This is a genomic window from Bacillus sp. REN3 (genome assembly GCF_017912555.1).
Classification (GTDB): domain Bacteria; phylum Bacillota; class Bacilli; order Bacillales; family Cytobacillaceae; genus Mesobacillus.
Map to the genome: position 1 here is coordinate 50106 of NZ_JAERSD010000020.1, position 20656 is coordinate 70761.

The window sequence follows — 20656 nt, forward strand, 5'->3', positions numbered from 1 at the left end:
AAGGGAATGCTTCGAAAGCTGGAAGGATTGGGAACTATTAATGTATCTGCGTCGTTTTTGTATGATGGGATTATCACATCGACTAGCTGTAAAAAGATTTGATAATCGCTGGAGATGAAAAAAATTTCCCAATTCCGTGGATTCTTTCACCACATAGGAAAATATTTCATTTTTAGTTAAAATGATGATAAGAATCTTTTAAATGAAGGCTCTGTTAAACCTGGGTGTTGATTTCCACTTCAGGGACATGCTTTCCGCGGGGCGTCAGTGGAGCTGGTCCAGCTTCAGCGCTTAGCCCCTCGAGTCGCTTCGCTCCTGCCAATGAAGTCAAAGAACGACTTCACTGTCAGGCCCTTCGACGGACAGGACGTCCTAGTGCCGACGTTGCCGCAGGACGCGGCGGTCTTAGTCGGCCAGCGCTTGTCGGGGCTGGCCAAAGCGCTTCAGCTTCCCTATCTCCTCGGCGCTTGGCGCCTGCGGGGTCTTCACCTTGCCGCCGCATCCCGCAGGACACTGAATGGCTCCGACGAATTCGCCCACGCACGAAGGAAATGCATTAGCATTTTCGAGGAGTCAGTCCCTTCCGTTCCAATCAACTCTTTAAAAAACAACATTCAGCTTTAACACAGCCTAAATGAAAGGAAAGCGATGAATGGTAGAAAACAACTTAAAGAATTTGGGGGAAACCATCAATTCTATTAGGATGAAGTTGGATATCAATCAAAAGCAACTCGCTGAAGGCATCTGCAGCCAATCTCAAATCAGTAAGATCGAGAGCGGGGAAATCAGTCCTTACATTCATACGCTAATAAAAATATCAAAGAAGCTAGGCATCAACCCCAGCTATTTCATCAATCAGGTGTATAAAGACCAATTTGAATTCATCGCACATTCAAAGGAATTGGTAAGGGAGGCGATCAGGAAAAAGGATTACAAGGAAGTGAAACGGCTGATCGGAAAGTTCGAAAAGCATAAATGCTTCCAGGAAATAGAGGAAGTCCAGTTCCTTGAATGGCATAAAGGGATTGTCACATACTATCTTGATCAAAACTTTACCCGTTCAATCGAAATATTAGAAGATACCTTCCAATTGAAGGATTCGATACAGCACACGGAACAGGATATCCAAATCCTGAATAGCCTGGCGATTATCTATTCCGAGGAACAACAGTGGGAGAATGCAAAGCATACCTTCATAGAGGCTATTGCAGTCTATAAGAAATCCATTTTCATTACCGATACGTCCATCCTCGTCCGGCTTTACTATAATCTTGGCAAGTTGTTATACGAGGCGGAGGAATATAAGGAAAGCCTTGTTTATTGTGATAAGGGAATCGCTCATTGCAAACAGTATCATTCCAATTATTTATTTGGAGAGCTATTATATCAAAAAGGGATGAACCTGTTAAAGCTGGATGGCCAGTCTGCTGGCCAGGTGTTTCTGGAGGAATCCTTGTTCCTGTTTAAATTGCTCGATAAGGAACAAAACTATGAATTTGTTAAGGAAAAAATAGCAAGCCTCTCTTAATGATTACGTCAAAAGCGTCCCTGGTGATCAGGGACGTTTTTTCTTCTATAGTTGAACTTGAGTTGATCTTTTAATGTTCATATGGCAATTCGCCGGGCTTAGGTGCATGCTCGTAAGGCAAGAGGTCATCTCCCGCGAGGTTGACCGATCCAGTCTGGCTGGATACCCCAATGCTCAATAGTAATACTGCGAATACTGTCAATACAATCAGTTTTAATTTTTTCATTTTCCATCCCTCCCAAAATCAATATAGCATAATAAGCTTCGGGGCAATTCCGTAATTTTACAGCTTGAGTCCCTTCTTTTTAGAAGAATAATAGGAAATTCTTTCAAATCCGTGTTTTGATATTCTTATTGGAATATGTTTAAATTTTCAGAAAATGTTGCGAAAAAGTCGTTTTTTCGATAAAAAATGCGGTATTTCTCTAATTTATCACGCCCATTATTCTTATTGGAATATAGATAAGATTTATGAAATTTCCGTGATATCCTTGGCTTGTACCAAAATCTGAGAAAAGGAAGTGTTTAAATGGGCTTGAAGAAAAAGGTAGGTTCATTGGTTTTATGTGCTGCAATTCTAGGAACAGGTACTGCTGCGCTTGCATCAACAGCATACGTTGATGGCGGAGTGGCAAAATGGGACTACGGAACAGGCGGAGGAAAGGTTTGGTCGAACCTTCACCACCCGTACAAAACCCATAAAACATCCGTTCAAGGCGCTTATTACTATGATTCCGGATGGATTGGCGCTGGTAAAACATCTTATGCTTCTGCAACTGACAGATGGTACGCAGTAGATCATTCTTATTGGGATGTAAAATAAGCAATCATCATGTAAATTCTTTCAATCCCATTCCCGGATGATTACCCAATCATCTGGGAATTCGTTTTTTAAAGGGTTGCATTCTTGTTTTAAAAGGGGGATTGCCATGAAGAAAATCTTGTTAGCTTTGATTGTGATCGCTTGCGCCATCGTTTCCTTTCTGTTTAATAAGTATTTCGAAATGAATGAAGTTATCCAGGTTCTATATGAGGATAAGCAGACAATCAATGTGTTGGATTGGAATAAGGACAACAGACCGGAAGAGAAGCTAAAGCAAATAGAGGCAATTGCCGCGGAACAGAAGGTCAATATTTATAAAGTGGCTTATAAACCGCTTGAGAGCTCGCAAAAACAAAAAATTATCCTTTATGCAGCTTTAAGCGATGAACAGAGGTTTTACAAGCAAATAACTTTGGAATCAGGAAAAAGGCTGACTCGAAAGGATCCTGTTGATCACTATCTATCTTCAAGGAATGAACGTGACACCAGCCAGGTAGGAAGGATTGAGCTTTTCTCCCCTGATAACCTCATTGAAATCCGTCCGCTTATGGCAGCCGAATCTGTCAATTTAAGAGGGAACTATGTTATTGATACACAAGACTCCGGGAAAGCCGAAGCAATTAAACAGAAGCTGCAAACGGATGTGGGATTTCAGGTGGAAGACCAGGAGCCCCTCAGCACACTCAGTTCCCTGAAGGGACAAAAGGCCACCGTATACCTTATACCTGTTCTAATTATCATTCTTATTTTTATATCTTTAAGCTTTTTATATTATATTCTCTTAAACTTCAAGGGTCTCGCTGTCAGGAAATTATTGGGCTTTTCTGATGAAGAGCTTATTTTCAAAGTTTTAATGAAAGATAATCTCAACTTACATTTCACCGCCTTTGCCGTCATCTTCGTTGGCCAGGTGATTTATTTGTTTCAGTACAATGGCTTGAATAAGTTTTGGCAATGGGGAAGCGAATGGTTTGCATGGCAGTCGCTGTTCATGCTTCTTTCGCTGGCTGTCTGCCTGTTCCCCTTTTTCATCGTCTATCATATCAACATTGGGGATATGCTGAAAAATAAAAAACCAATCAAGCTGGTTCAATTCCTTAATTATACGTCAAAAGGGCTATTTTCTTTATTATTGGTGGTGTTATTGGTCAACATTGTCCATCAGTACAAGGAATACTCAACACAGGAGGCTAATTCTGATAAGTGGAATTCTGCAAAATATTACGGTTTCTATGAATTTCAGAATACGAACCTGGGAGCGGATCAGGAAGAATGGGCTTATGAGACAGGTTTAAAGAGCCAGAAGCTTTTTGGCCTTGCAAACGAAAAGGGCGCTATCCTGGTAAAACCTTCAGATGGGCTGATCCATAAGGAAGCCATTGCACAGCAGGCGGCCAAAGGGGGGCTGGTACCAGAACCCTATGATCCGCAAGAAGGAAATACTCTTCAGGTTAATGTAAATTATTTAAATGTAAACCCTGTTTATGACCTGGATGGGAACAAAGTGAGCATTGAAGACTCATTTGGTGACCGGCTGCTTGTGCTAGTTCCTGAGATGTATCGCGGAAAAGAGGCAGAAATCCGGAATGCGTATAAGGAATGGTATCAGTTCAAGCGGTATATCGATGTTGACATATATAGGGAGCATAAGGGGATGGATGCAGAAAGGCACAAAGACGTAGAAGTGGAATTTCGGTTCATCCGGAATGATCAGAAGCATTTCCTGTACAATCCGACGATTGAAAGGGAGACGGGCAATTTCAGCGTCAATTCGATCCTTATGGTCGTCAATTCCCAGAACATGGGCGGGGACAGTTATCTTAACTTCCTGACGAGCGGCTATTTTTTCCCGAAGGTTGGCAATCCGGAAAACACATATGAAGAATTGGAAGTGGATATTTCCAAAGCCGGTCTGGGAAACATTATTTTATCGGCGCCGTCTCTATATAGTGTGATTGGTGATTACATGCACCAGCTGCAAAATGATTTGAAAATCAGTTCGCTCGTTGCGGTTGTCCTTTTGATTATCCAAATGGTCATCACTATTTTCACCATCCTTAACTATCTGGAAAAGAATAAGATCATCCATTCCGTCAAAAAGATCAATGGTTTTTCATTTTTAAGGAGGCATTATCATTTCATGATTTTATCGATAGCGACCTGGCTGTTGATCGGCCTGGCGGTAATGGCGGCAAGATTGATGCAGCCTGGCCTGTTCCTCTCAGTCCTGCCAATCTTCCTGGGAATGGAAATCATCCTGATGCTGTCGATTTTTAAAGCCACGGAATTGAAAAAGACAAAAGACGTTCTAAAGGGGGCGTAAACAATGGATATCCAGTTAAGGAATGTCAGCAAGAAATTTGAAAACAAGCCGATTTTGCAGGATTTTAACTTGAATGTCGAGAAAGGCGACATGATTGCGATCACTGGCCAGAGCGGGACAGGGAAATCCACTTTGCTGAATATCATCGGCCTTCTCGACAAGCCGGATTCCGGTGAGGTAATCATTCAGGGAACCGTGAATGCCTTCAGCAAAGAAAAGAAAACAACGATGCTGCTTCGGAATACCATTGGCTATCTTTTTCAAAACTATGCCTTGATTGAACAGGAGACAGTCAGCAGGAATCTGGATATCGCCCTTGCCTATACGAAATCTGCAGACAAAAGAAAGCTGAAGAGGCTGGCACTGGAAAGGGTTGGCTTGCTCGATAAAATGAATAATAAAGTCTACCAGCTTAGCGGCGGAGAACAGCAGCGTGTAGCCCTCGCAAGGTTGATGTTGAAGAAAAACGACATCATTCTTGCTGATGAACCCACTGGATCGCTCGATGAACTCAATCGAAATCATATCCTTGAGATTTTGCGAGGATTGAATGAGGAGCAAAAAACGATCATCATTGTCACGCATGATCCTGAAGTAGCCAGACAATGCAAGCGGGTCATCAACTTATAGTTTTTTCCAATTATCAGCGTTTTAATAGTATACTGACTGTAAGATTCTTTTTGACAACGGGGAGGGACGCAAGCTTGAAGAAGAATTGGGGAAAATTCATGATTTTCACTCTAGTCGTTGGCTTGATAGTGGGGTATGTCTCGACTGTTTCTGATAATCTCCCGTATCTTGGCGATGGGGTGACCTTTACTGAATTCATCATTTCCTATGTGGCGGTCATGGTCAATTCGCTGCCAGTCTGGTTCATGCTCGCGATGCTGGCTGGTTATCTGTTTGCGGGAAACAAGAAGGAAGCGGCCTTATTTGGCGGGATTTACACGATAGCAGCGATAACGTTTTACTTTCTATTGGGTAACTTGAATGGGGAGACTGCAGTAGAAATTCCGCTGAAAGAACAGCTCGGCGTCTTTGCCTTCTGGTACGGAGCCTCTGCAGTCGGCGGCATCCTCGGTGGCGGCGCAGGCTTTTTACTGAAAAAAACACCGATGATCCTGCTAGCCCTACTCGCAGGACTCATCCTCCAGCTAATCGTAAACGGAACAAACAGCTGGAACGACATCGTCGGCATCGCCCAGAACATCACCTTTTCACTCCTAGCCCTAAGCATCATCATTTACCTGGCGATGAAGCAGAGGGACGGTTCTCGTGCTTCATTTTCAGAACGGGGGTGAAGCAGGGGGACGGTTCTCGTGCTTCATTTTCAGAACGAGGATGAAGCAGAGTGGCAGTTCTCATAGTGGACAATCGGAAGTTTTGCGCGGAAAAAGGCGCGATGAGCGATAGTAACTGCTCATCGCGCCTTTTTCTTTTTGAGAGGTTGACTCCACATACGCAAAATTTTTGATTGCAGGAAAAGAATGAAGTCGCGTTTCTGGCCAAAATGTTTCGTATGGTTTCCCATTGATGGGCGAAGCGCAGAGATGGATCCTGAGTATCGTTTTTCTTAGAAGCTTGCAATGGATGGCTACAGCTTGATAAAGAGAAACAAATGGAACATCCCTTACATGAACCCCCTGTACCATTCATCCCAATCCATCCCGATTGAATAAGACACGGATCTTTCATCAAATCGATTCTGACTTTTTATCCCTGTACCGCCGAGGATAACCTTAAGGGAAGGTTCTGATTTTAGCTGTTCTTCAATCCAGTTTTCCAACTCGTCCAATGGTCTTGGATTGGATAAGGAAACAGCGATTAACGAAACGTGTTTCATCTTCATCAATTCGGATAAGCCGTCTAGAGGCGTATTGGGTCCCAAGTAGATGACTTCATGGCCTTTTTTCCTTAAAAACAAGCTGAACATCATCAGGCCGATGTGGTGAAGTTCTCCTTCAGGGCAAAACGCGAGGACCTTCGGGAGTGCGGGATTGACCGGAAAGATCCTGAAGAACTGAGTGCATCGGTTCATGATGAATTGTGAAGCGAAGTGCTCCTGCCCGACGGTGATGATGCCATTTTCCCATTCACCCCCAATCTTATACAAAACCTTCACTAATATATGGTGAAAGACTTCTTCGTAGTCGTACAAAGAGAAAGCAAGATCCGTCATTCTGTTTGCTTCTTGCGCATCAAGGTTCATGAGTGCTTGATACAGCTCGTCAATCAACCCTTCGTAGCCCTTAGAAGGTGGGAAAGGAGCTGCAGGTGCCTGTTCAGTTGATCTTCTATGGAGACGGACTGCATCGCTGATTTTCATGTTGTGTTCATCCAGCTGCTTCTTGATCCACTTCAGTGTTTCAATGTCTTTATTGCTATATAAACGGTGTCCACCCTCCGTGCGGGTTGGTGTCACGATCTTGTAGCGATTTTCCCATGCCCTTATTGTGACAGCAGGAATATCCAGTAGCTCCGATACTTGCTTGATGCTATACAACGGTCTCACCTCGATTTTATTATAAGCAAATTATACATTAATTACACAAAAAATACGGAAAAATAAAGGGATGAAGCTGTTTTAATAAAAATTTGTAAAAATAATTGCTTAACTTGTATAAGTTTTGTATAATGATTTCGAAAGATTATACAAATATTATACAGGGATGGTGCTGAAATGAAAACTTTAAATTTGGTCTCATTAGTTTTACTCATTGTGGGCGGTTTGAATTGGCTGCTGGTTGGTTTGTTCGAGTGGGATCTTGTCGGAGGGATTTTCGGCGGAATGGACAGCCCGATTGCTAAAATCGTTTACATCCTTGTCGGACTCGCGGCCATTTACAGCATGACACTAGTATCAAAAGTAAATAAATAAAAGAAAAGTGCCTGTCTACTGAAACTCAGTCGAACAGGCACTTTTTGTTATGAAGCATAAGAACCGTCCCCGTGCTTCGCTGATTTGCTATATAATCAGATTAGTGATTTGATTCTGAAAAATCGAGGTGTGGGATGAAAACTATTCGAAAGCCGTGGATCAAGCTTAAGGAAAATATCGATTCTGAGGATTATAGTCTGATCAAGCAGCTCGAGGAACGCTGTCTCCAGAATGATCAGACGGTGCTTAAGCTGGAGCTTGATTATAAGCTTGGAGCCAATCATAACAAGAGTGGCGGTCTGCAAGGGGTAAATGAATTCATGTATTTTGATGATAATAAGCTAATCGGCTATATCGGGGTTTCAAGGTTTGGGGGACCATGGGAAGTGAATGGGATGGTTGATCCTGAATATAGACGCCAGGGCGTTTTTAAAAAGTTAAGCGAGCTTGTCCTGGTAGAATGGAAACGCAGCAATTCAAGCAGCATCCTGTTGCTGAGTGACCGCCAATCAAGATCCGGCGAGCGATTTATTCAGGGAACCGGAGCAAAGCATAAGCATTCGGAGTTTGAGATGTTCCTGAAGAATGATATGCCAAATCAGCAGTTCTTCGAGTCAGATGAAATTACACTCAGAAAAGCGGCCAATGCAGACATGAAGGAGATCGCCCGGCAAAACGCGATTTATTTTGGCGCTGGGTCTAGTGGTGGAGAGGAGCCAGACACGAACTCAATGATCCCGCCTGAAGAGGAGGAAAAGCGGGGGATGACTTGCTATCTTGCCGAGAAAGATGGGCAAATCGTCGGGAAAGTGAACCTGCAAATGACATCCAGGATTGGGGCGATTTTTGGTCTCGGTGTCTTGCCTGAGCATCGCGGCAAAGGATATGGCAGAGCCATTCTTTTGTTGGCGATTGGTAAGCTCAAAGAAGCGGTCATGGACGACATCATGCTTCAAGTCGAAGCTAAAAATGTGAATGCTCTTAACCTTTACACATCCTGCGGATTCGAAGAGACATCGACCATGGATTATTATGTTATAGAAAAAGAATGACACACTTGAAATCCCGGAAAGGCAGAATGGCACGAATAGTCATGGATCGCGTTCCCAAAGAGGCTTCCAGGAGAGTCGAAAGGTACCGCAAGGGCTTCTCTCGTTCCCAAACGGGTGTCCCGGAGAGTCGAAAGGTCCCGCAAAGGCATCTCTCGTTCCCAAACGAGTGCCCGGGAAAGCCGCAAGGTCCCGCAAGGTCGTCTCTCGTTCCCAAACGAGTGTCCCGGAGAGTCAAAAGGTCCCGCAAGAGCGTCTCTCGTTCCCAAACGGGTGTCCCGGAGAGTCGAAAGGTACCGCAAAGGGCCGTATCGTGCCCAAAAGGCTACTTGCTGAGCGAGAACAGCGAGAACGGGAGAGCAACTGAGACCGGAAACTTTCCCTTATCCAAAAGCAAGGTATCAATCCAGGCAAGCTTTTTTAAGAGACCTTTTCACACATTAACAGGTCTCTTTTTCAGTGAAAAAATAATCTTCAATCGCTTTAGTGACATCAAGCGGTTCGGATTCATTATTAGCTGGAATCACAAGCTTTAAATCAAGCTGTGGGTAAAAGGATGACCGGAAACGGACCCCAGGATCATAGCCCATCACATGGTATTTGTATATATGGTCATTCTTTTTGTTCATCCAGATTCCGTACCCATAATGGATGGTATCATTCACCTTCACATGAGGAGCCAGGAGCTTATTTGTTGTGTCTTCACTTAATAGCCTGTGCCCGAATAATGCTTCCCATAGTCTGGCCATGTCGGGAGCGGTAGTGAAGGCGCCCCCATCAGGACCGCCTTTTATCGGGACGGAATAGATGTTTGTCCGCCACGCATGATCTTTGTGATTGTCAATATACCCCATCGCCGTATTTCCGGGCAGCCGATCCATGGAAAAGTATCCGGAATGTTCCATCCCAGCCTTGCGAAAGATGTTTTCCTCAATGTATTCTCTGAAACACTTGCCTGTTAGCTGTTCAATGACAAGCCCAAGTAAAATATAGCCTGCATTGTTATAATGGAATCTTTCTCCTGGCGTAAACTTCATTTCATTCTCATGAAAAAGCGGCAGGAAGTCATCAAGTCGCTTCATTTGATAGACAGGATTGTCTTTCCAGAGGTCTTCGAAATCATCCATCACTTCTTCATCGAAATAATCAGGGATTCCACTTGTGTGGGTCAAAAGCTGGTGGATGGTCACTCCTTCATCAAAATAAGGAAACTCCAAATCCAGGCAATCTTTTAGAGGTGTATCGAATGATAGCTGTCCCCTTTCAGCCAATTGGCATATTCCTATTGCCGTGAATAGCTTGCTCCCGGAGGCGATGCCAAATCGCGTATCAACATGATTGGGGCGCTCCTCGGATCTATTCGCATAGCCAAAAGCACTTGCAGACAGGACCTCCTCTCCTTGTTTGATATATACAACACCTGATAAATCTGCCTTTTTACTGCTGTCACTAATGATTTTCATAAGCTCTTCAGAGTTCATGGCAATCCTCCTATTTTCTTATCAATCTTGGAATATTTGATAGATGGGTTCCGGCTTGAAAGTGGATTTCTTGATGGTTTGGTTTAGCTGTTCCTCGTTCTGGATGGGCGGTACCCTGAGGGAAGCTAGGTTGATTGATTCGGTGCAATAGATGGCATTCGTTTCTAGTATATACCAGTATAGTCTATAGTGGAAAAGGGATTATGGATAGATTGTTGAAAATTAAGAATTTTACCAAAGGTTTAAAGTGTACATGGACTAGAAGAGTCACAAGCAGCTGGATAAATGTGGCTCCGCTGGCGCATCGCCCGCGGAATGTGAGCAGCGTAGGGAGGTATCGACTCCACTGCCTGAAGGGCACTTGATATTGGGTGTAAAAGTCTTGCTGAAAATCTAATTCCGTTCAAGCAGTTATGCAAAAAAGATTATGGCGCCAACGATGTGGTAAAGCATAATGGAAAGCTTATGGGATGAACCAGTGAAATGAGGAGGGATCGGAATGGCGAACAATCGAATCAAGCGACAGGATGTCGATGAAAAACAAAAATGGGACCTGACAGATCTTTTTGAAACGAGGGACGAGTGGAAAAAGGAACTCGAGTCTGTCAAGGCGGATTTAGCGAAGGTAACAAAATATAAAGGGAAGCTTGGAAACAGCGCAGTGGAGCTATTGGAATGCCTGGAAGCGAAGGAGAAATTGCTAGAGCGCTTCGGGCTGGTGTCAATTTATGCCGAGCTGCGGCAAACCGTCGATCACACGGATTCCGGAAGGCAAAAGGACGCCGCCATTGCTGATGCAGCCAAGTCATCTGTTTTTGCGGCGATGTCCTTTGTAGAGACGGAAATCATTGGGATGCCAAAAGAAACGCTGGAGCGATTCTTTGAAGAGGAGCAAGGCCTGACCTCATTCCGTAAATATCTGACGGATTTGCAGGATCGGAAGCCATATGCTCTAGGTGAAGAAACGGAGGAGGTCCTGGCTTCGCTTGGTTCTCTTTTTAGCTCGCCTTATACTGTCTATAATCGCGGCAAGCTTTCGGATATGCAGTTTGACCCATTCATTGATGAGAAAGGGAATGAGGTGCCTCTTTCTTTTGCCCTTTATGCTGGCAAATACAGTTCGGCTCCGTCTGCAGAGGTACGCAGGAATGCGTATGAGTCCTTCAATAAGACGTTGAACCTGTACAAGAATACGTTCGCGGCTACCTATGCCACACAGGTCCACCATGAAGTGACCATGTCGCGCCTGAGGAAATATGAATCTGTCACTGACATGCTTCTTCATGGTCAGCAGGTGACGAAGGAAATGTATGATAATCTGCTGGACATCATCCAGGAGGAATTGGCTCCCCATATGAGGCGGTATGCCAAGTTGAAGAAAGAAGTCCTGGGGCTCGACAGGATGACGTATGCAGACCTCAAAGCTCCGCTCGATCCGGACTTCAAGCTGGAGACAAGCTATGAAGAAGCGGCGGAAACGGTTCAGGAAGCGCTTGACATCATGGGGCCGGAATACAGTGAGATGATCAGGACCGCAATATCAGAAAGATGGGTTGATTATGCCGATAATATCGGGAAAAGCACGGGGGCCTTTTGCTCGAGTCCATACGGGGGCCATCCCTATGTGCTAATGACCTGGCCTGATACGATGAGAGGCGCTTATACTTTGGCCCATGAACTGGGACATGCCGGACATTTTTACCTGGCGGGTAAAAATCAAAGACTAACAAATACCCGTCCGTCGAGATACTTCATCGAAGCGCCATCGACATTGAACGAGATGCTACTCAGCAACCATCTGCTGGCGAACACAAACGATAATCGCACCCGGCGCTGGGTCATTCTGCAGCAATTAGGTACGTATTATCATAATTTTGTTACCCACCTGCTTGAAGGAGAACTGCAGCGAAGGGTCTATAGACTGGCGGAAGCCGGGGAACCGCTGACTGCAAGCGTATTGTCGGAACAAAAACTGGAGGCGCTCGGAAACTTCTGGGGAGACTCAGTCGAACTTGATGAAGGGGCAGGCCTGACATGGATGCACCAGCCGCATTATTATATGGGCTTATATCCTTACACATATTCAGCAGGATTGACCGTCTCGACCCTTGTATCCAGGCAAATCCTCGATGAAGGCAAGCCGACTGTGGAGAAGTGGCTTGAGGTCTTGAAAGCAGGAGGAACGCTGGAGCCCCTCGAATTAATCAAAAAAGCAGGGATAGACATGTCCAAACCAGAACCAATCCGCCAAGCCGTCGCCCAAGTCAGAAAACTAATCGACCAGCTAGAAAACAGTTATAAATGAAGAAAGTGAAGCACGGGGACGGTTCTCGTGCTTCGTTTTTACATGATAGAAGAAATGAATCTATTAAAAATAACGTAGAAACGATCAAACACAACATTATTTTCTCCGGATATCCAAGAATTGGTATAATTGGAGAGAAAGGAATACTAGAATTGGAAAAAATCATTTTCTTGCTTTTATCGATAATGTTCATAGCTTGAGGATGCAGTCAATCTTTACAGGGAGAGAGGAAAAGAAGGCTGCTGATAGAGAAGCGGAAGTGAAAAAAACAGATAGTGATCAAGAGTCTCAAAGGGAAAAACAAGAAGACAGGGATAAATTTCAGCATTCCGATTACCAATTCATAATTAACCTGGATGAACTGCTAGGAGAAGAGCTTCTTATTGAGGAAGACAACGTAACCAAAGGGATAATAACCTTATCTTACATGGAACCTCGAACATTAAGATAGATATGTAACTTATTTGAAAGTCAAAAATGAAATCATGGTAATAGGCCAAGATGCAGAGGATATCAGTAAGCAATTAGAAGAATTGAAAAGTCTCTAGATGAATCAGGAGAACCGTCCCCGTGCTTCTCTAGATGAAGCAGGAGAACCGTCCCCGTGCTTCAAAAAAAGTGTGTGCATTCTCGGGAAAATTCTTCTATAATAGAAGTGTTAATTTTTACATAAAAGGAAATTTTACACGTTTTATTCAAAAAATTAAATGTTATGAATCGATACGCATTTGAAATTCGAGTGTTTAAATGCAATGGATCCATACGCGTTTTAATCAATTCAGGAGGTGACGAGGTGCCAGCACTCACGTATAAAATTGCAACGGATCCGAATGAATGGGAGCAGATTCATCAATTGAATCATCTAACCTTCGTCGAGGAAATCCCGCAGCACGAGAAACAGGAATCCAACCGTCTTGTTGATCAATTCCATGAAGAAAATGTATACATCGTAGCGAAGAAAAACGATGAAGTGGTCGGGATGATCGCTGTCAGGTCGAATCGCCCTTTTTCCCTTGACCGGAAGCTGGAAGATTTGGATGATTACCTGCCGGCCGATGCCGTTCCGTGCGAAATCCGTTTATTGTCAATTAAGAAAGAGTACCGAAGTACAAGGGTTTTCTTCCAGTTATGTGCGGCTGTTGTCGATTATTGTCTTGCTGAACAATATAATATGGCTGTCATTTCGGGGACTGTCAGGCAACTTAAGCTGTATCGCAAGATCGGCTTCGTGCCGTTCGGTCCATTGGTTGGCAGCGGAGAGGCACTGTACCAGCCCATGTATCTGACGAAGGATCGATTTGAAACCAATAACAAAGCGTTCCGCAATCTCATGAAGGAAAAGACAGATAAGCGTTCTGTTTCCTTTTTACCCGGTCCGGTGCCGGTCCATCCTCTTGTCGAAGCCGCTTTTACGAGACAGGCGATTTCCCATCGGAACAAAGAATTCATCGCAGAAATGGAATCTGTCCGTGAAAAGTTGAGGGAGCTGACAAGTGCGAACCATGTTCAAATCCTTGTGGGAACTGGTACCCTCGCCAATGATGTTGTAGCGGCTCAGTTGAAGAGATTCCCGGGAAAGGGACTGATCCTCGCCAACGGTGAATTTGGCTACAGGCTGATTGACCATGCGAAGCGTATCGGCTTAGGATTTCACGCAATTGAAAAAGATTGGAACGAGCCGATCGAACCGGAGGAAGTGGCCCTTTTTCTGGAAGGGACTGCGGATATCGAATGGGTTTGGACGGTCCATTGTGAAACATCGACCGGATACCTTTACGATATCGAGAACCTTTTGTACATTTGCCGCCAACATGGCGCCGAACTGGTCCTCGATGCCTGCAGTTCGGCTGGGGTCGTGCCTGTCAACCTGGAAGATATTTATCTGGCTTCGTCTGTGAGCGGCAAAGGGTTCGGTTCCTATCCTGGACTGGCGATCCTTTTCCACCGTGAAAAAATGGGAAGGAACGCTTCCGTCCCAAGGTTTCTGGATATTGGGATGTACGAAGACTGCCTGAGCATCCCTTTTACCCATTCCTCCAACCTGGTGAGAGCCTTGGGGGAAGCGTTAGTCCATAACAGGCAAGAATCAGTGGTGCACATGGCGGCTGAAGCGAGGAAAAAGCTTGTACATGCAGGTTTTACGTTACTAGGAGATGAGGTTTATTCCCCTGGGATCCTCACGATTGTTCTTCCGGACCGGCTCTCAAGCCGGGAGTTTGGGGATGCGTGCAGGGAAAATGGCATTCTTTTAAGCTATGAAAGTGATTATTTGCTGAAAAGAAACTGGGTGCAGCTAGCCTTAATGGGATACCAGCACCAGAGGGATGTTGCCCATGCCCTTGATGTCCTTGAACAGCAGCTGCATAGGAGCTGGGTGTATTGAGTGTGAAAAAATTTTTCTGGTTCGCCGCCGGGACCTTATGGATCAAAATAGTCGCAGTTTCCCTGGCAGGTTTCAACCTCCATTTATCTGCCTTTGCAGACTTCGCCTTGATTCTGTTAAGCCCGATAGGGGCAGTCCTGGTGCTTTTGGGCCTTGGATTGCGCTTTGGCGGAAAGCGAGCCGGCGAGAGCCTGTTGCTGGTCATGATGGTGGTGACAGGGATTCTTTATGGCGATTTATTATATTACCGATTTTATACGGATTTTGTGACCGTTCCAATTCTTTTCCAATTCAAGAATGTTGGTGGACTGGGCCCGAGTACCCTTGAATTGATGAGTCCTTGGGATGTATTCCTGTTTACGGATTTGTTCATTGCCGCCTGGATTATTTGGAAGGACCGGAAAAAAGAGGAGCGCTTGCGTTCTATTGGATTGAAGCGTTATTTGGTTTTTGGCCTATTTTTAAGCACGCTGGCACTTGCGCTCGGAACAGCAAAATCCCCCTATTTTTACAAAGAAGCCTATAATCGCACCGAAGTGGTGAAAAGCATCGGCTTGTTCCAGTACCATTTGTTTGACATTGGATCTGTCATCATCACTCCTCTAAACAGATTCGCTGCCTCAAAGGCTGACGCGGAGGCATCGATGGCCTATGCCGAAGCTAAGGGGAAGGAACAATCCGATTTATTTGGGGCGGCAAAAGGTAAAAACCTGATCATGATCAGTATGGAATCAACACAGGATTTCGTCATTGGACAGAAGGTGAATGGGGAGGAAATTACCCCATTCCTCAATTCGCTGGTAAAAGAAAGCTACTATTTCAGCCAGATTTATGAACAGACGGCACAGGGGAAAACGTCAGATTCCGAATTCATGATTGACACAGGTCTATATCCGCTTTCGGGCGGCTCTGTCTTCGTCAGGAAACCGGAAAACACCTATCAAGCCCTGCCCCATATCCTCAAGGAAAATGGCGGCTATCGCTCTGTCGTTTTCCATGGCAATGAAGCGACGTTCTGGAACAGGGAAACCATGTACCAGTCGCTTGGGTACGACCGCTTCTATTCAGAGAGTGATTATGAGGTAACAACCGCCAACACGGTAAACTACGGAATCAAGGATATCCCGTTTTTTCAACAGTCACTGCCGTATCTTGAAGGGCTGCCACAGCCTTTTTATGCGAGGTTCATCACGCTCACCAATCATTTTCCTTATTTGCTGGACGAGGAAGATAAATTGATACCGGAAGCTGAGACAACGGAGGCGGTTGTGAACCGCTATGTGACCACAGTGCGATATCAGGATGAAGCCATCAAGACCTTGTTTGAAAGCTTGAAGCGGAGAGGGCTCTATGAAAATACACTTTTTGTCTTGTACGGTGACCATTACGGGATTTCCGACCAATACGAGGACGGGGTGATGGAACTCCTCGGTTTAGAGGATACGAGTGTGAATCGGGCCGAACTGAAGCAAGTACCGCTTATTATCCATGTTCCGGGGCAGGAAGGTGCTGTGATTCCTAAGATTGGTGGGGAAATCGACATCCGGGCAACCGTCCTCCATTTGCTTGGCATCGAATCCGGAAACAATCTTTCTCTTGGACAGAACCTTTTTAATAGAAAAAAGGGCTATCCTGTCATTTTCCGGGATGGGAGTTTCATTACTGAACAACTCTATTACGACGGGAATAGCTGTTATGAAAGGGATAAAGGGAGTCTTGCACCGTCTTCGGGTTGTAACCCCTATAAGGAAATTGTCCGGAAAGAGCTTGGGACATCTGACCAGATCCTCCATGGCGATTTGTTCAGGTTTTTGGAGTGACGCTGGGGATGGGTTGTTCCGATATTGAGAGAGGGAGTAAAGGAGCATGGAATGAAAAGGAAGCAAAAGCAGACTTTTAAAAAGCATGGTACAGAGTACATCAAAATGTCATTTGGCGATGAATATTACTTTAATGATTAGAAAGTGAATTTCTTCTACGCCTTGCAGCGCCCAATCCTTACTTGCATATTGGGAATCAAGTATATTTTCCCGAATATCTACATGGTGGACACTAGTAGCTATATAAAGGCATATGGATATTATCTATATATGTGGGCCCTGTATTCCCAGATCACCTTGCTGTTCCTGATCAGCAGTTTGGCTGGTTTTTTCCGGAATGGGGAGTTAGGATTTAAAGAATATTTGTCAGAAGTCTATCTTTATATTGCACTGCCTGCATTCTGGATGTTTGCCGGATTTTCGGCGATGAGGCTTATCATTTTCCTATTGGAATATTTGCGGATTGTAAAAAAGGACAATAAAGTCTTGTATGGGCCCGCTGTTTTCTTTTTCTATGGTGTTGTCATGATTGCAGCGTACGGACTCATGAATGCCGTATGAAAAAAGGTACTTCCGAGGAGCGGAATTGCTTTTTTGAAGCAGGAGAACCGTCCCCATGCTTCAGCGTTTGATTCTAATAGGGAGAGGGTTGGGGGGGATGAAAGCCATGATAAAAGAAGGGCTTTTTGGACTTTTAGCAGTTTTCCTCATTACCGTATTTGAATTCCTGGTTACCTTGCCATTAGGGGCCCCAACGTTTGAATTTGGCTCAGAAGAGCATGCGTTATTTTTGAACTATGAATTTTTGCTTACTGCTATACCGGCTCTGTTTGTTACGTATTTTTTAGCAAAGGCTCGCAAAACTCAAAGCATTCCTGAAGCCTTGCGAAGGAGCATCGTTTGGACTCTTATCATTTTTTTGAATTATTTCATCCTGGGGATTGGGAATGATATTTTGGGAATCATCCTCGGAACGGCGGGATTGTATGTATTACTTGCTTTTGCGTTTGCCGGGCCAATTCTCTATGTGAAAAGGAAAGCTTAGCATAATCATCAGGCACTTCCATGCTGAACGGGGAGTGCCTTTTTTTCTGCCGAATTTTCTGCGCATATGGATGGTGAACTTTGCAGATATATTTGCTTTTTTGAAGCAAGAGAACCGTCCCCGTGCTTCGCCATGGTGAAACTTGGATGGGGATTCTCCGTCTAATCTTGCAGGGGGGATCATGATGAGAAAATGGGTGGTTTTGGGCGGTGTTTCGATTTTTCTTTTAGCTGGGATTGTGTATTATTTTTTGTCCCAATTCAAGGTGGTCAACGAATGGGAAGGGGATGAGAAGGCTGTTGTCATGGCTAATAAAGTCTGGAGTATCCAGTTTTCAGAAAAGGTCGCGAAAGAAAGCGTCAATTCGGATTTCATCTTTGTTTTGGATGATAAAGGAGGGAAAGTCGCAACGAACCTTTCACTTAGTGATGATCAAAAAACGGTCTATATTGCCCCTCCGAAAGACGGGTACGATCTTGATGCGAAACATTACACCCTTCATTTTAAAAGGGATATTAAATCTGCTTCGGGGCGGAAGCTGGGTTCGGCCCAACCCTGGGAATTTATTGTGAAAGAGAATTTGCCGGTCATCGGGTCAAAGGAGAAATTGGATGGGTACTTCAAGGAATTAATGAAAGAGGAGAAAAGGTCGCGTCGCTGGTTTACGATGAGATCTACAGATGAGATGGCCAAAGAATCGGCAAAGGAAGAGAATTCATCTGCTGATTCCGCTTCTGGCAATGATTTTTCCGACACAAACAACCAGGTACAGGGAGTCGATGAGGCGGATATCGTAAAGACGGATGGCAAGCATATCTTCCAGGCAGAAGACAATGAAATCCGTATCATCAAGGCAGTTCCTGGAGAGGAGATGAAGCTGCTTTCCAGGCTTCCATATGGTCCTGAGTTTATGCCGGATCAGCTGTTTTTGCATGGCGGGCAGCTGGTTGTCATTGGTTATCACTATGATAACTCGGCTAGGCCTTACGATGGGATAGCAAAGGATTCAGCAGTCTTGCCGATGATGCAGTCGACAAAGGCTTTTGTCTATAATGTTGAAAATCCCGGGAAACCTGTACAGGTAAGGGAAGTCGAGCTGGAGGGCGGTTATGTTTCCGCGAGGAAGGTGGATAACCTGGTGTATCTGGTCACCCAGCATCATCCCGATTACTGGCTGCTGGAGGAAAACGATCAAATCGATATCCGTCCGAAGTACTCCGATACTGCCTCAAAGTCAGTTAGACAAATGATCAGCTATGATAATATCCGTTATTTTCCAGGATCAAAAGAGCCGAATTATATGATGATTGCCGCCTTCGACCTTGACCAGCCAGGAAAAGAAGCTGCCATCACGACGTATTTGGGAAGCGGCGAGCAACTGTATATGTCAAAGGAAAGTCTGTATCTCGCGATTCCGAATTGGACGGAACGGCCACAAGGCGATTGGTCAGCAATGACAGCTCCGGACACAAACATCCATAAATTTTCTGTAAAAGGGATGAAAGTGGAATTACAGGGGTCGGCTTTAGTCCAGGGAACCGTGCTGAATCAGTTCTCAATGGACGAATATAAGGGCCACTTTAGGGTGGTGACAACAAAAGGGTATGCGTGGGATGACAGCAAGCCTTCATCCAATGCGCTTTACATTTTGGATGAAAATTTGAAGCCAACTGGAAAAATTGAATCGCTGGCCAGAGGTGAGCGAATCTACTCATCAAGGTTCATGGAGGACAGGATCTACATGGTAACCTTCAAGGAAACGGACCCGCTGTTCGTCATCGAAGCGAGTGACCCTGCAAACCCGAAAGTGCTCGGTGAATTAAAGATTCCGGGTTTCAGCAATTATCTTCACCCTTATGATGAAAACCACCTGATCGGTTTCGGTCATGATACGAAAATCAGCACAGAAAAAGGAGTCGGTGCACAACCCCGTATCCTGACCAATGGCGTGAAGATTTCATTATTCGATGTAAGCGATATGAAGAACCCAAAGGAAAAGTTCACGGAAATCATCGGCGGAAGGGGAACTTACTCGCCGCTTAATTATGATCATAAAGCATTGCTATTCAATAGAAATAAAAATCTGTTTGCCTTTCCGATTTCTGTCTACCGGAACAACAAGAAAAATGAGTATGAGGAAATTTTCGAGTATCAAGGTGCATATGTGTACAACGTCGACACAGAAAACGGATTTACGCTAAAATCAAAAATCACTCATATCACTGGCGAACAGATGCCTTTTTATGAGGAGTATGAAAGCGGAATCCATCGGCTCCTCTATATTGGCGATACATTGTATGCCCTGTCGCCAAACAAGATCACCAGCCACGACTTGAAAACAAATGAAAAAGTCGGAGAGCTTGGGCTGAGGCGGTGACGTGAACCCGCGAAAGTGGAAGGAATGTGCTGCAGGGTAAAGCAAAACATTTTCTAATTCGCGGAAAATGGTGAGTGCGGTGCGGTCTAGTTAAAAACCCGGTTTTAATTGCCGGGAAGTTGGAGGACGTTGGCTGTGTGTGAAAAAACCAGGTTTTTAATTCCTCGAGGCGGCTGAAGGCAGGAAAGTAAATAAGCAGTTACCCGAAAAGTGATTGTACAGCTCGCGACTAAAAAATGTTATGCGGATAACGGTGAAGTCACCTTTTCATTCTAAAGCAAGGTGCCTCTGATTTATTCGGAGGCACTTTTTTAAAAGGGGAAAGACCCCTTTTTTTCCTGTTATTTTCATTTCTGAATATTTTAAATTTATTTACTTTATTTATATTTGCAAGCGTTTGCATCCTTATCGTCATGGTGGATGCAGCATTTTCCTATTAGGTTTATCGGCTCCTTTTGCCTTGATATACCTCATACGTTTTGGTAGGTTAAGAAACCGTAAGCGTCATTCCCGCTAATAAAAATAATTAAACGGAATAATGAACATAAGAATAATTTTCCAAGTGGTTTGGGTGTCGTTCCGTCGCAAGAGCGTTTTTTGCCTGGTCATTGAAAACCACTATGTTCATTAGTTCGTTTGAGGAA

General features: G+C 44.5%; 16 protein-coding genes. 13 read left to right on the plus strand and 3 right to left on the minus strand.

Going from position 1 to position 20656, the window contains the following annotated elements; translation table 11 throughout:
* Positions 1 to 652 precede the first annotated feature (652 nt).
* Complete coding sequence (locus JJQ88_RS16160; RefSeq protein WP_210367073.1) at positions 653 to 1528, plus strand: helix-turn-helix domain-containing protein; 876 nt, start codon at positions 653 to 655, stop codon at positions 1526 to 1528.
* A 70-nt stretch (positions 1529 to 1598) separates the two neighbouring features.
* On the opposite strand, the gene JJQ88_RS16165 is transcribed toward JJQ88_RS16160, so the two are convergent.
* Positions 1599 to 1754, minus strand: coding sequence for a hypothetical protein (locus tag JJQ88_RS16165; RefSeq protein ID WP_210367074.1), 156 nt, complete (start codon positions 1752 to 1754; stop codon positions 1599 to 1601).
* Between the two features lie 303 nt (positions 1755 to 2057).
* On the opposite strand from JJQ88_RS16165, the gene JJQ88_RS16170 reads away from it, so the two are divergent.
* The 4 genes from JJQ88_RS16170 (at position 2058) to JJQ88_RS16185 (ending at position 5975) form a co-directional block, all read left to right on the plus strand.
* On the plus strand, positions 2058 to 2351 hold the full coding sequence (locus JJQ88_RS16170) for a lactococcin 972 family bacteriocin (RefSeq protein ID WP_210367075.1): 294 nt from the start codon (positions 2058 to 2060) through the stop codon (positions 2349 to 2351).
* A gap of 106 nt (positions 2352 to 2457) precedes the next feature.
* On the plus strand, positions 2458 to 4674 hold the full coding sequence (locus tag JJQ88_RS16175; protein WP_210367076.1) for a DUF1430 domain-containing protein: 2217 nt from the start codon (positions 2458 to 2460) through the stop codon (positions 4672 to 4674).
* A gap of 3 nt (positions 4675 to 4677) precedes the next feature.
* A complete protein-coding gene (locus tag JJQ88_RS16180; RefSeq protein ID WP_210367077.1) occupies positions 4678 to 5304 on the plus strand; it encodes an ABC transporter ATP-binding protein in 627 nt (208 codons plus the stop codon).
* 74 nt (positions 5305 to 5378) lie between these two features.
* Positions 5379 to 5975, plus strand: coding sequence for a hypothetical protein (locus JJQ88_RS16185; protein WP_246861228.1), 597 nt, complete (start codon positions 5379 to 5381; stop codon positions 5973 to 5975).
* 329 nt (positions 5976 to 6304) lie between these two features.
* On the opposite strand, the gene JJQ88_RS16190 is transcribed toward JJQ88_RS16185, so the two are convergent.
* On the minus strand, positions 6305 to 7177 hold the full coding sequence (locus JJQ88_RS16190) for a MerR family transcriptional regulator (protein ID WP_210367078.1): 873 nt from the start codon (positions 7175 to 7177) through the stop codon (positions 6305 to 6307).
* A 177-nt stretch (positions 7178 to 7354) separates the two neighbouring features.
* Between JJQ88_RS16190 and JJQ88_RS16195 the strand changes: the two genes are divergently transcribed.
* Together JJQ88_RS16195 and JJQ88_RS16200 are read left to right on the plus strand one after the other, a co-directional pair.
* A complete protein-coding gene (locus JJQ88_RS16195) occupies positions 7355 to 7552 on the plus strand; it encodes a DUF378 domain-containing protein (RefSeq protein WP_210367079.1) in 198 nt (65 codons plus the stop codon).
* Between the two features lie 134 nt (positions 7553 to 7686).
* The gene (locus tag JJQ88_RS16200; protein WP_210367080.1) at positions 7687 to 8604 is read left to right on the plus strand and encodes a GNAT family N-acetyltransferase; all 918 of its coding nucleotides are present in this window, start codon (positions 7687 to 7689) and stop codon (positions 8602 to 8604) included.
* A 437-nt stretch (positions 8605 to 9041) separates the two neighbouring features.
* On the opposite strand, the gene JJQ88_RS16205 is transcribed toward JJQ88_RS16200, so the two are convergent.
* Positions 9042 to 10082, minus strand: a complete 1041-nt coding sequence (locus tag JJQ88_RS16205) for a serine hydrolase domain-containing protein (protein ID WP_210367081.1) — start codon at positions 10080 to 10082, stop codon at positions 9042 to 9044.
* Positions 10083 to 10581: 499 nt separating this feature from the next.
* Between JJQ88_RS16205 and pepF the strand changes: the two genes are divergently transcribed.
* The 6 genes from pepF to JJQ88_RS16235 all read left to right on the plus strand — a co-directional run bounded on the left by pepF (position 10582) and on the right by JJQ88_RS16235 (position 20012).
* On the plus strand, positions 10582 to 12387 hold the full coding sequence (pepF, locus tag JJQ88_RS16210) for an oligoendopeptidase F (protein ID WP_210367082.1): 1806 nt from the start codon (positions 10582 to 10584) through the stop codon (positions 12385 to 12387).
* A gap of 793 nt (positions 12388 to 13180) precedes the next feature.
* On the plus strand, positions 13181 to 14770 hold the full coding sequence (locus JJQ88_RS16215; RefSeq protein ID WP_349237151.1) for an aminotransferase class V-fold PLP-dependent enzyme: 1590 nt from the start codon (positions 13181 to 13183) through the stop codon (positions 14768 to 14770).
* Between the two features lie 2 nt (positions 14771 to 14772).
* Complete coding sequence (locus JJQ88_RS16220) at positions 14773 to 16590, plus strand: LTA synthase family protein (RefSeq protein ID WP_349237152.1); 1818 nt, start codon at positions 14773 to 14775, stop codon at positions 16588 to 16590.
* A gap of 144 nt (positions 16591 to 16734) precedes the next feature.
* Entirely contained in the window at positions 16735 to 17151 is a 417-nt protein-coding gene (locus JJQ88_RS16225) for a hypothetical protein (RefSeq protein WP_210367084.1), read from the plus strand.
* Between the two features lie 106 nt (positions 17152 to 17257).
* On the plus strand, positions 17258 to 17635 hold the full coding sequence (locus JJQ88_RS16230) for a hypothetical protein (RefSeq protein WP_210367085.1): 378 nt from the start codon (positions 17258 to 17260) through the stop codon (positions 17633 to 17635).
* Between the two features lie 184 nt (positions 17636 to 17819).
* Positions 17820 to 20012: a beta-propeller domain-containing protein gene (locus JJQ88_RS16235; RefSeq protein ID WP_246861230.1), complete on the plus strand. Its 2193-nt coding sequence runs from the start codon at positions 17820 to 17822 to the stop codon at positions 20010 to 20012.
* The last annotated feature ends 644 nt before the right edge of the window (positions 20013 to 20656 follow it).

Coding starts and splice junctions, on each gene's coding strand:
- JJQ88_RS16160 (WP_210367073.1), top strand. CDS start 653: ATGGTAGAAAACAACTTAAAGAATTTGGGGGAAACCATCAATTCTATT.
- JJQ88_RS16165 (WP_210367074.1), bottom strand. CDS start 1,754: ATGAAAAAATTAAAACTGATTGTATTGACAGTATTCGCAGTATTACTA.
- JJQ88_RS16170 (WP_210367075.1), top strand. CDS start 2,058: ATGGGCTTGAAGAAAAAGGTAGGTTCATTGGTTTTATGTGCTGCAATT.
- JJQ88_RS16175 (WP_210367076.1), top strand. CDS start 2,458: ATGAAGAAAATCTTGTTAGCTTTGATTGTGATCGCTTGCGCCATCGTT.
- JJQ88_RS16180 (WP_210367077.1), top strand. CDS start 4,678: ATGGATATCCAGTTAAGGAATGTCAGCAAGAAATTTGAAAACAAGCCG.
- JJQ88_RS16195 (WP_210367079.1), top strand. CDS start 7,355: ATGAAAACTTTAAATTTGGTCTCATTAGTTTTACTCATTGTGGGCGGT.
- JJQ88_RS16200 (WP_210367080.1), top strand. CDS start 7,687: ATGAAAACTATTCGAAAGCCGTGGATCAAGCTTAAGGAAAATATCGAT.
- JJQ88_RS16205 (WP_210367081.1), bottom strand. CDS start 10,082: ATGAACTCTGAAGAGCTTATGAAAATCATTAGTGACAGCAGTAAAAAG.
- pepF (WP_210367082.1), top strand. CDS start 10,582: ATGGCGAACAATCGAATCAAGCGACAGGATGTCGATGAAAAACAAAAA.
- JJQ88_RS16230 (WP_210367085.1), top strand. CDS start 17,258: ATGATAAAAGAAGGGCTTTTTGGACTTTTAGCAGTTTTCCTCATTACC.
- JJQ88_RS16235 (WP_246861230.1), top strand. CDS start 17,820: ATGAGAAAATGGGTGGTTTTGGGCGGTGTTTCGATTTTTCTTTTAGCT.